Below are 9,533 nucleotides of genomic sequence, written 5' to 3'. Positions count from 1 at the left end.
CTGCTCGCGGTCGCGCGCGGACGTCCCGTGGGCGGCGCGCTGGTGCTCGCCCTCGTGCTCGACGACCACGCCGACGCGTGGCGCGCGCTGGTCGAGGCGGCCGACGCGGTCGCGCCGCGGGTGCCGCTGCGCTGCGTGGCGCTGGTCGGCGGCCGCGTGGCGCCGCCCCCGTTCCGTTGACCCTCGCTCCCGGCGAACCTTAGCTTCCCCGGTCCCGCTCCCCAGCCCAGCCCCGATGCCCGACGCCCCGACGCCCGAGTTCCGGCTGTACAACACGATGACCCGCCAGGTCGAGCCGTTCGCGCCGACCGACGGGCGCATGGTGCGCATGTACACCTGCGGGCCGACGGTCTACAACCCGGCGCACCTCGGGAACTTCCGCACCTTCCTGTTCGAGGACCTGTTCCGCCGCGCCCTGCGCCTCCAGGGCTGGTCGGTGCACCAGGTCATGAACCTGACCGACGTCGACGACAAGATCATCAAGCGGGCGCTCGAGCGCGGCCTCACCATCCAGGCGCTCACCGACCCCGTCGTCGAGACGTTCCACGCCGACCGCGCGTACCTGCGCATCGAGGACGCGGAGGACTACCCGCGCGCGACCGCGTACATCCCCGAGATGATCGCGCTCGTCGAGCGGCTGATCGCCAACGGCGTCGCGTACCTCGCCGACGACGGCTCGGTCTACTTCGCGATCGACAAGTTCGACGGCTACGGACGCCTGTCGCGCCTCGACCGCCGCGAGGTGCGCAGCGGCGCGCGCGTCGCGCAGGACGAGTACTCCAAGGAGAACGCGCAGGACTTCGCGCTCTGGAAGGCCGCCAAGGAGGAGGACGAGCGCACCGGCGCCGCCTGGGACTCGCCGTGGGGGCGCGGGCGCCCCGGCTGGCACCTCGAGTGCTCGGCGATGGCGATGGCGCTCCTCGGCGAGACGCTCGACGTGCACTGCGGCGGCATCGACCTCGTCTTCCCGCACCACGAGGACGAGATCGCGCAGAGCGAGGGCGCGACCGGGCGCGAGTTCTCCCGCTTCTGGTGCCACGGCGCCTTCCTGCTCACCGACGGGCAGAAGATGGCCAAGCGGCTGGGCAACGTCAGCAACGTCCAGGGGCTGCGCGACGAGGGCGTCACCGGCGCCGCCTACCGCCACGTCGTGTTCTCGACGCACTACCGCAAGGAGCTGAACCTGTCGGCGGACGCGCTGGAGGCGAGCCTGTCGGCGGTGCGCCGCGTCGGCGAGTTCGCGCAGCGGCTGGCGGCGGCGACCGGCGGCACCCCCGAGCTGGCGGCCGCCGCCGACGAGGCGGAGCGCGAGTTCCGGGCGGCGCTGGCCGACGACCTGAACGCCCCCGAGGCGATGGCGGCGCTGTTCGTCTTCATCAAGCGCGCGAACGCGGAGCTCGACCGCCACGGGAGCGACGCCGCCGGGCTGGCGGCGGCGCGGCGCACCTTCGCCCTCATGGACGGGGTGCTCGACCTCGTCCCCGAGGCGGCGCCCGAGGACGCCGAGCTGGCGCGGTGGGTGGAGGAGCGGCTGGCGGCGCGGCGCGACGCGCGGGCGCGGCGCGACTTCGCCGCCTCCGACGCCATCCGCGACGAGCTGGCGGCCCGCGGCGTCGAGATCAAGGACACCCCGCAGGGGACGACCTGGCAGCGCCGCTGAGCGCCCGGCGTTAGCGTAGGGAAGGACGCGCTGACGTAGCTCAACTGGCAGAGCACCCGATTTGTAATCGGGCGGTTGGGGGTTCGATTCCCCCCGTCAGCTTGCCCGCGACGCCGGCCGCGCCCCGCCGGAGGGCGCCGGACGCGGCTTGAACGGGGTGCCCGCCCCGTTTACACTCCGGGTCCGCGCGGAAACGTGCGGCGTGGTGCCTGGTGGGGTACCCAAGTGGCCAACGGGAGCAGACTGTAAATCTGCCGGCGACAGCCTTCGAAGGTTCGAATCCTTCCCCCACCACTCCGATCCGAGCAGGGCACGACCCCGGGGCGCGCTCCGGGCACGCGGGAGTAGCTCAGTTGGTAGAGCACGAGCCTTCCAAGCTTGGGGTCGCGGGTTCGAGTCCCGTCTCCCGCTCTGGATAAGTGAAAGCCCGTCAACGTGATACGCGTTGGCGGGCTTCTTCCTTGCGCCCAGGGCCTCGTGGTGGGCCCGCGCGCGCGACCGTCCCGCGTATTGCCGGACGTGGTGCGCACCGGTATGGTGGCGCGCCGTCCACGGCCGGTGTGCGATCGCGCGGTGAGGTCACCGGTTCCGCGACACGGGTGTCCCCGATGCCATCCACCCGCTGATGCGCCTCCCTCGCGCGACCGTCCGGGCGCTCGCCGTCGCGGGCGCCCTCCTGGCGTCGCGCCCCGCGCACGTCGGGGCGCAGACGCGCGAGTTCACCCGCCAGGGGCTCTACGTCGCCACGTTCGTGCCCGACGCCGGCGCGAACCTCAAGCTCGGGCGCGAGGCCGCCAGCGAGGTGCGCGACCGCATCGGCAGGCTGGTACGGGGGCGGGACGCCGAGATCATCGACCTCGGCGACGCCCGTCGCCTCTTCCCCGACCGGACCTTCAGCCTCGACACGATCTACACGGTCGGGGTGGTCGAGACGATCGCGCGGCACTCGCGGGCCGACGAGTACCTCACGGGGCGGGTGGCGCAGGGCGGGGGCGCGGTCCGGCTCACCGGCGAGCTGCGGCTGGTGCGCGACCGTGGCACCCGGCAGCCGATCACCGCCAGCGGCCCGCGCGTCGAGGCCGCCGCCGAGGAGTTCGCCCGCGCGGTGGCCGCCGCGCGCGCCCAGCTCATCCACCAGCGGCGGTGCGCGAACGCGCTGGCCCAGAACCGGCCGTCCGTGGCCGTCGAGGCCGCGCGCGCGGGCATCCACGCGTTCGGGCGCGCGGCCTTCGCCCGCGCCTGCCTCGTCACCGCGATGCGACTCGGCGGCGCCCCGGCCGGCGACCTGCTCGGCGAGTCGCGCGCGCTGCTCGACATCGACTCGCTCAGCCGCCAGGGGCTCGAGGCCGCGGCGCGGGCGCTCGACGCGCTCGGGCGGCGCGACGAGGCGGCCGGGATGTGGGTCCGCCTGATCGCGACGGACTCGCTCAGCCCCTCGCTGATCGTGCACGGGGTGCTCGGGCTCCTCGAAGGGGGGAACGCCCGCCGCGCCGAGACCGTGATCGCCGCCGCCGCCGCCGAGCACCGGGACGTGCTGGAGATCCAGCGGCTCCGCTGGCGGGTGGCGTTCGAGAACCGGAATTGGCCGCGCGCCGTCGAGACGGGCGAGATGCTGCTGGCGCGCGACACCGCGTCCGCCCGCGACTCGACGTTCCATCTCCGCCTCGCCGTCGCCCACCGGGCGAACGGCACGATGGTGCGGGCCGTCGAGCTGTCCGCACGCGCCGTCTCGCTCTTCCCGCAGGACGGGCGGATCTACGCGCAGTACGTGGATCTCGTGCGCGCCGAGAGCGACAGCGCGCTCCCGCGCGGTCTCGCGCAGTTCCCGAAGAGCGCGGAGCTGAACACGCTGGCGGCGCGCGAGGCGCGCGCGAAGGGGCGGCTGGCCGACGCCGCGGAGGCGACGCGCCGGGCGCTCGAGGCCGACTCGGCGCTGCCGCAGGGGCTGCTGGCGCTGGCGCAGGCGGAGTTCGACCTCGGGCGCCCCGACAGCGCGCTGGCCGCCGTCGGGCGCGCGCTGGCGCGCGGGGAGGACTCGACGCTGGTGGCGCAGTTCGCCCTGGCCAAGGGGAACGCGCTGCTGCGCGCCGCCGGGCAGACCAAGGCGCGCGGCGACTACGCGCGCGCGCTCCGCTTCTTCGAGCTGGCCGACACGACGCGCGGCTCGCCGCAGGCGAAGTTCCTGCGCGGGACCGCAGCGCTGCAGGTGGCGAGCGCGGCGCTGCGCGAGGCGCCGCTGGAGAAGGACCGGGCGCTGAGCTGCGCGCTGGCGCGCGAGGGCGCGGCGTCGGTGGCGGTGGCGCGCGCGGGGCTGACGGCGGGGCAGGAGCTGGCCCCCGACGCGGCGCGGCAGTACCTGGAGTACGTCGGCCAGCTCGAGCCGTTCGCCCAGCGGCTCGTGGGCGGGTGCGGCGACGCGCCGGCGGCGGCGCCCTAGAGGGCCGCGCTGGTCGGGGCGCCGACCCGAGCCTGGTCGACACGGTCCCGAGCATTCATCGTCGTCGCCGCTTGACATGCAATGTTTTCATTGCATATTCCCGGCATGACGGACGAGGAGCTCGATCGCGTCTTCAAGGCGCTCGGCGACCCGACGCGCCGCCGGATCATCGACCGGCTCCGCGAGCGCCCCGAGCAGTCGCTGTTCGAGCTGTGCGCCGGCGCGGCCGCCGACGGGGGCGTCGCCCTCTCGCGCCAGGCGGTCACCCAGCACCTCGACCTGCTGGAGCGGGCCGGGCTGGTGCGCGTCGCGTGGGCCGGCCGCACGAAGCTCCACTCGCTCGACCTCGGCCCGTTGCACGCGGCGGTCGCCCAGTGGCTCCGCCCCCACCTGTAGCCCGACGCGAGGAGAGAACCGGATGCGGATCTACGTCACCAGCGTGTTCGTCGCCGACCAGGCGAGGGCGCTCGACTTCTACACGCGGGTCCTCGGGTTCCGCGTGAAGCACGACGTGCCGGCGGGGGAGTACCGGTGGCTCACGGTCGTCTCGCCGCAGGACCCCGACGGCACCGAGCTGCTGCTGGAGCCCGGCGCGCACCCGGCGGTCGGGCCGTACCGGGCGGCGCTCGCCGCGGACGGGATCCCCGCGACGTCGTTCATGGTCGACGACCTGGACGCCGAGTACGAGCGGCTGCGCGCGCTCGGCGTCGCGTTCACGCTGAAGCCGAAGGGCGCCGGGCCGGTGCGCATGGCGGTGCTCGACGACACCTGCGGGAACCTGATCCAGCTGGTGCAGATGCAGGCCGCGCCGGCGCCCGCCGCGGCGGGCTGACCGCCGCTCAGGGCTGCACGGGGCGCCGCACCACCGTCAGCGTGATCGACGACGGGTGCTGCCGCGAGTGGTGCACGACGTTGTGCGCCACCACCCCCGTCGCCTCGTCGTAGTTGCGCCCGCCCGTGTTCATGTTGCGGTCGAAGCGCGGGAAGTTGCTGCTCGACACCTCGATCCGGATGCGGTGCCCGGCCGCGAACCAGTTGCTCGTCGTCATCGGCTGCAGCGTGACCTTGTAGGTCTTCCCGGGCTGCATCCGCGTCTCCGGCTTGTCGTACCCCTCGCGGTAGCGCACGCGCTGGATCGTCTCGTCCAGGTTGTACGCGCGCCCGTCCGGGTACACGTCGAGCAGCTTCACCGTGAAGTCGGTGTCCTTCGCGTCCGACGACACGTGCAGCGTCACCTCGACAGGCCCGCTGACCTCCGTCCCCTCGGGGAGCGGGTCGCTCGTGTACACGAGGACGTCGCGCCGCTCCTCCATCTTGCGCTGGTCGAAGGCGCCGCCCGTCACGGCGTTGCCGGTGCAGCACACGTTGCCGCCGTACGACGGCACGGGGTTCATCGGGTCGTACGTGAAGCGGTCGGGGCGGTCGGCGGCCGGCGGGGTGGTCGTCAGCCGCCCGTCGCCGTTCAGCGTGTTCGCGTTGCCGCCGCTCGACAGGTACAGCGTCAGCCCCTCGGCGCCCTCGGGCGGCCAGCTGCGCGCCGACTGCCACTTGTTCAGCCCCATCGTGAAGTAGCGCACCTTGGGCAGCGTGTCGAGCAGCCCGTTGCGCTCCCCCTTCAGGAAGTGGTCGAACCACCCGAAGGTGAGCGCGTCGTAGTCGAGCCGCGCGTCGCCGACGCTGCGCTCGCCGACCACCGTGTTCTCGGTCGCGCGCTTGTACGAGCAGTGCAGCGTCGGCGCGATCACGGCGTACTGCTGCTCGGCGACCTCGGGGCGCGCCGTCCTCCGCACGTGGTTGTACGTCGCGAGGTTCGGCCCCGTCGACACGTCGTACCACGACATGAACCAGAGCCCGGGCGTGTTGACCCGCATGTCGTCGTGGAACAGCCCCCCGCGGTACCACGCGGAGTCGTTCGGCGTGCGCCGCATCATCGCGCCGCCCGTCGGCACCGGCATCGAGTCGGCGTAGAGCCCCGTCGGGCCGCCGACCGCCTTCAGGATGTCGATCGACGGCAGGTGACGCAGCGCCTGCGCCCAGTCCACCGGCGGCATCTGCGGCGCCAGGTCGTAGAGCTTCGACGCCGCGATCAGCTGCTCCTGCGTGGTGCCCGGCGGGAACATCGGCCGGACCTGGTTCTGCTGGCCGTACAGCCACGCGATGAACAGCATCTGCACGGCCCCGCCGCGGTACCAGTTCCCCTGCTCGTAGTACGGCCCGACGCGCCCCACGCCGGCGCCGAACCCCTGCGGGACGATCGCCGACAGCCCCTTCGGGTCGCGCGCCGCCACGGCCATCTGCCACTCGGCGGTCGACGAGCACCCGATGAGCCCGACCTTCCCGTTCGACCACGGCCGCGACGACAGCCACGCGATCGCGTCCTCGCCGTCGCTCACGGGGGCGCCGAGGATGTCGTAGTTCCCCTCGGAGTAGAAGTGCCCGCGCTCGTTCATCTCGACGTACGCGTAGCCGCGCTTCACCGCGTCGAGCGGCGTCGCCATCGAGCGCGGCGCGCCGGCGCGCACGTCCCACCAGTTGAAGTTGTACGGCGTGCGGCTGAAGATGACCGGGTGGCGCCCATCGCCCTTGGGGCGGTACACGTCGGCCTGCATGCGCACGCCGTCGCGCATCGGCACCATGAGCTTGCGGTCCACCACCGCCAGCGCCTGCAGCTCGCGCTCGAGCCGCCACCGCTCGGCGGCCACCGAGTCGGCCGCGGCGCGCGTCGGCGCCGGCGCGGCGGCCGGCGCGGGCGCGGGGAGGACGGCGGCCAGCGCCGCGGCGAGCAGGGGGGCGAAGCGCGACGCGGTCGCGCGGCGGGACGACGGCATGACGGGACTCCCGGAAGGAACGGACGCGCTCAGGGCGCCGACGCGACCCGCGCGGCGGGGCGGGCGAGGGTGGTGCGGGCCAGCCGGATGCGCGACGGGCTGCCGGCGGCGGCCGGCTCGGTCCACGCCAGATACACGGTGTCGCCCACGGCGGCGATCTGCGGGAAGCCGCTGGTGCGCCCCTCGGTGGAGCGCATGAGCGTCTGGGCGGGGCCGCGGGCGCCGGCCAGCGTCACCCGCCGCGCCCGCAGCTCGGCGCCGCCGACGGGCGCCCCCTTGGCCGCCGCCTCGGCCTTCCGCCACGGGAGCCGCGACCGCTCGGGGGCGACACGCTCGATCCAGGTCACGGTGGCGCTCCCCGCGCCGTCGACGACGATTCCGGCGCGCCCGGACGGCGCGCCGTCGTCCACCCGCGTCGGCGGCCCGAAGCTGCGCCCCCCGTCGGTCGAGAAGGCGACGTTGACGCGCGCCGAGTCGTGCGGGGCGGTGAACCAGGCGACGGCGACCGTGTCGCCGTGGGCGGCCAGCACCGCCCCGTTCACGGGGCACCCCGGGAAGACCCACCCGTCGCGGTGGACCTTGGTCGGCGCCGCCCACTGGCCCCCCGCGTAGCGCGCGACGGCGATGTCCCGGATCTCCCCCGGCTCGCGGTCGCGGTAGGCGACCAGGACCGCGTCGCGCGTCCGGGCCGACGAGGTCCGGCAGCAGGTGCAGACCGAGGTGTCGAGCATCCGGTCCGGCGCCGGCGCTCCGTCGGTTCCAACAGTCGAGACTGCCAGCTGCATCCGGTGGTCGGCGGGCTCGGCCACCTTCCGCGCGTAGTCGCGCCCGTCCAGCCAGACGACCCCGACCGAGTCGCCCTGCGGTCCAAGCGGCACGAACGATACGAAGCCGTGCTCGGTCGGGGTGCGGTCGCCGTGCACCTGCACGCCGGAGGTCCAGGTCACGCCGCCGTCCGCCGAGCTCGCCACGACGGCGTCGTACCCGAAGCTGGCGCGCCCCGGGCTGCCGTTCCGCACCGGCCACCACGCCGCCAGTCGGTCGCCACCCATCGGCACCACGGCGGGGAAGTCGGCCCAGTTCACGAACAGGTCGGCGGTGTCGACGATCGTGCGCGGCGCCGACCACGCCCCGCCGGCCAGCCGCGCGAACCGCAGTCGGTGACGCGAGGGACGCCCGGCGCTGTCCGTCCCCGCCTCGGCATGGGGCTCCACCCACCCCAGCACGAGCTGCCCGGCGCCGTCGGCGGCCAGGTGCGGCCAGCTGCTCCCGGGACCGGCGGCGACGTCCACCGGGTCGAGGGGGGCGAGCGCCGGGAGGTCGGCGGCGTCGCCCTCCCCGCCGCGGCAGGCGACGAAGGCGATCGGGGCCACGAGCAGGCCGGCGAGCACGACGGCGGGGCGGAGCGATCGGATCGGCATCGGGCGGGGTACGGGCGGTCCTCGGCGGCGACGCGGCGCGCCGCCAATCTACGCGGCGGGGCGGGGCGGGGTTGGCGGCGCCGCGGAACCCGCTGTGGGAGCGGGGGTTGCCTCCGATTTCGCGAGTGTCTAAGTTCGGGGTCTGCCCGTGCGGACCTTCGTCCGGCTGGTGGAGCAGTTTTCAGTGCCCGCTCGCGTAGCTCAGTTGGTAGAGCACATCCTTGGTAAGGATGAGGTCACCGGTTCAATCCCGGTCGCGAGCTCTCGACGCCGCCTGCCGCGCCCGACGTCCTCAGGACTGACCGCGGTCGCTCCGTCGGCCCGCACCGCCCGCCGGCCCCTGGCCGGGCCGCGGTGGCGGACAACTCCACGCGCTTTCGCGCCGCCGGGCCTTCGGGTCGTGGGCGCGCCGCGCGCTTCGCGGGACGACGGTGCCCCGGGCGCAGTGTGCCCGTGGGCGCCGCCAGTGCTGACCAACCCTTCCAGCTTTCGAACGGGCATCTCATGGGCAAGGCCAAATTCGAGCGCACGAAGCCGCACGTGAACGTCGGCACCATCGGGCACGTCGACCACGGCAAGACGACGCTGACGGCGGCGATCACCACGGTGCAGGCGAAGGCGGGGCTGGCGCAGGCGACGGCGTTCGACCAGATCGACAAGGCGCCCGAGGAGCGCGAGCGCGGCATCACGATCTCGACCGCCCACGTCGAGTACGAGAGCCCCAAGCGCCACTACGCGCACGTGGACTGCCCCGGCCACGCCGACTACGTCAAGAACATGATCACGGGCGCCGCGCAGATGGACGGCGCGATCCTCGTGGTCTCGGCGGCCGACGGCCCGATGCCCCAGACGCGCGAGCACATCCTGCTCGCCCGCCAGGTGAACGTGCCGTACATCGTCGTGTTCATGAACAAGGTCGACATGGTCGACGACCCGGAGCTGCTGGACCTGGTCGAGCTCGAGGTGCGTGAGCTCCTGAGCCAGTACGACTACCCGGGCGACGAGATCCCGATCATCAAGGGCTCGGCGCTCAAGGCGCTCGAGTCGGCGGACCCCAAGAGCGAGTGGGGCTCCAAGATCGGCGAGCTCATGGACGCGCTGGACAGCTACATCCCGCAGCCCGAGCGCGAGATCGACAAGCCGTTCCTGATGCCGGTCGAGGACGTGTTCTCGATCACCGGGCGCGG

8 protein-coding genes and 4 tRNA genes are annotated in these 9,533 nt (G+C 74.0%); 10 read left to right on the top strand and 2 right to left on the bottom strand.

Going from position 1 to position 9,533, the window contains the following annotated elements:
• The 8 genes from PYV61_RS14695 to PYV61_RS14660 all read left to right on the top strand — a co-directional run.
• Positions 1-180 (top strand): hypothetical protein (locus PYV61_RS14695; protein ID WP_275832821.1); only part of this gene is annotated, 180 nt, incomplete at its 5' end.
• Between the two features lie 55 nt (positions 181-235).
• Positions 236-1,660, top strand: coding sequence for a cysteine--tRNA ligase (cysS, locus tag PYV61_RS14690; protein ID WP_275832819.1), 1,425 nt, complete (start codon positions 236-238; stop codon positions 1,658-1,660).
• A 29-nt stretch (positions 1,661-1,689) separates the two neighbouring features.
• A tRNA-Thr gene (locus PYV61_RS14685) sits at positions 1,690-1,762 on the top strand.
• A 109-nt stretch (positions 1,763-1,871) separates the two neighbouring features.
• Positions 1,872-1,954, top strand: a tRNA-Tyr gene (locus tag PYV61_RS14680).
• Between the two features lie 44 nt (positions 1,955-1,998).
• Positions 1,999-2,071 (top strand) — tRNA-Gly (locus PYV61_RS14675).
• 214 nt (positions 2,072-2,285) lie between these two features.
• Positions 2,286-4,097, top strand: a complete 1,812-nt coding sequence (locus PYV61_RS14670) for a hypothetical protein (protein WP_275832817.1) — start codon at positions 2,286-2,288, stop codon at positions 4,095-4,097.
• 105 nt (positions 4,098-4,202) lie between these two features.
• Entirely contained in the window at positions 4,203-4,493 is a 291-nt protein-coding gene (locus PYV61_RS14665) for a helix-turn-helix domain-containing protein (protein ID WP_275832815.1), read from the top strand.
• 22 nt (positions 4,494-4,515) lie between these two features.
• Positions 4,516-4,929: a VOC family protein gene (locus PYV61_RS14660; protein ID WP_275832813.1), complete on the top strand. Its 414-nt coding sequence runs from the start codon at positions 4,516-4,518 to the stop codon at positions 4,927-4,929.
• A 7-nt stretch (positions 4,930-4,936) separates the two neighbouring features.
• Here PYV61_RS14660 and PYV61_RS14655 read toward each other — a convergent pair whose 3' ends face one another.
• The gene (locus tag PYV61_RS14655; RefSeq protein WP_275832811.1) at positions 4,937-6,925 is read right to left on the bottom strand and encodes a CocE/NonD family hydrolase; all 1,989 of its coding nucleotides are present in this window, start codon (positions 6,923-6,925) and stop codon (positions 4,937-4,939) included.
• 29 nt (positions 6,926-6,954) lie between these two features.
• Positions 6,955-8,346, bottom strand: a complete 1,392-nt coding sequence (locus PYV61_RS14650; RefSeq protein WP_275832809.1) for a sialidase family protein — start codon at positions 8,344-8,346, stop codon at positions 6,955-6,957.
• Positions 8,347-8,536: 190 nt separating this feature from the next.
• On the opposite strand from PYV61_RS14650, the gene PYV61_RS14645 reads away from it, so the two are divergent.
• A tRNA-Thr gene (locus tag PYV61_RS14645) sits at positions 8,537-8,609 on the top strand.
• 241 nt (positions 8,610-8,850) lie between these two features.
• On the top strand, positions 8,851-9,533 hold a 683-nt coding region (locus PYV61_RS14640), incomplete at its 3' end, for a GTP-binding protein (protein WP_275832807.1).

The organism is Roseisolibacter sp. H3M3-2 (assembly GCF_029211165.1).
Lineage (GTDB): Bacteria > Gemmatimonadota > Gemmatimonadetes > Gemmatimonadales > Gemmatimonadaceae > Roseisolibacter.
This window is presented reverse-complemented; position numbering and strand designations above follow the sequence as displayed.

What these genes read in the sequence shown, in the direction of transcription:
- PYV61_RS14665 (WP_275832815.1), top strand. Translation starts at nt 4,203, where the DNA reads ATGACGGACGAGGAGCTCGATCGCGTCTTCAAGGCGCTCGGCGACCCG.
- PYV61_RS14670 (WP_275832817.1), top strand. Translation starts at nt 2,286, where the DNA reads ATGCGCCTCCCTCGCGCGACCGTCCGGGCGCTCGCCGTCGCGGGCGCC.
- PYV61_RS14660 (WP_275832813.1), top strand. Translation starts at nt 4,516, where the DNA reads ATGCGGATCTACGTCACCAGCGTGTTCGTCGCCGACCAGGCGAGGGCG.
- PYV61_RS14655 (WP_275832811.1), bottom strand. Translation starts at nt 6,925, where the DNA reads ATGCCGTCGTCCCGCCGCGCGACCGCGTCGCGCTTCGCCCCCCTGCTC.
- PYV61_RS14650 (WP_275832809.1), bottom strand. Translation starts at nt 8,346, where the DNA reads ATGCCGATCCGATCGCTCCGCCCCGCCGTCGTGCTCGCCGGCCTGCTC.
- cysS (WP_275832819.1), top strand. Translation starts at nt 236, where the DNA reads ATGCCCGACGCCCCGACGCCCGAGTTCCGGCTGTACAACACGATGACC.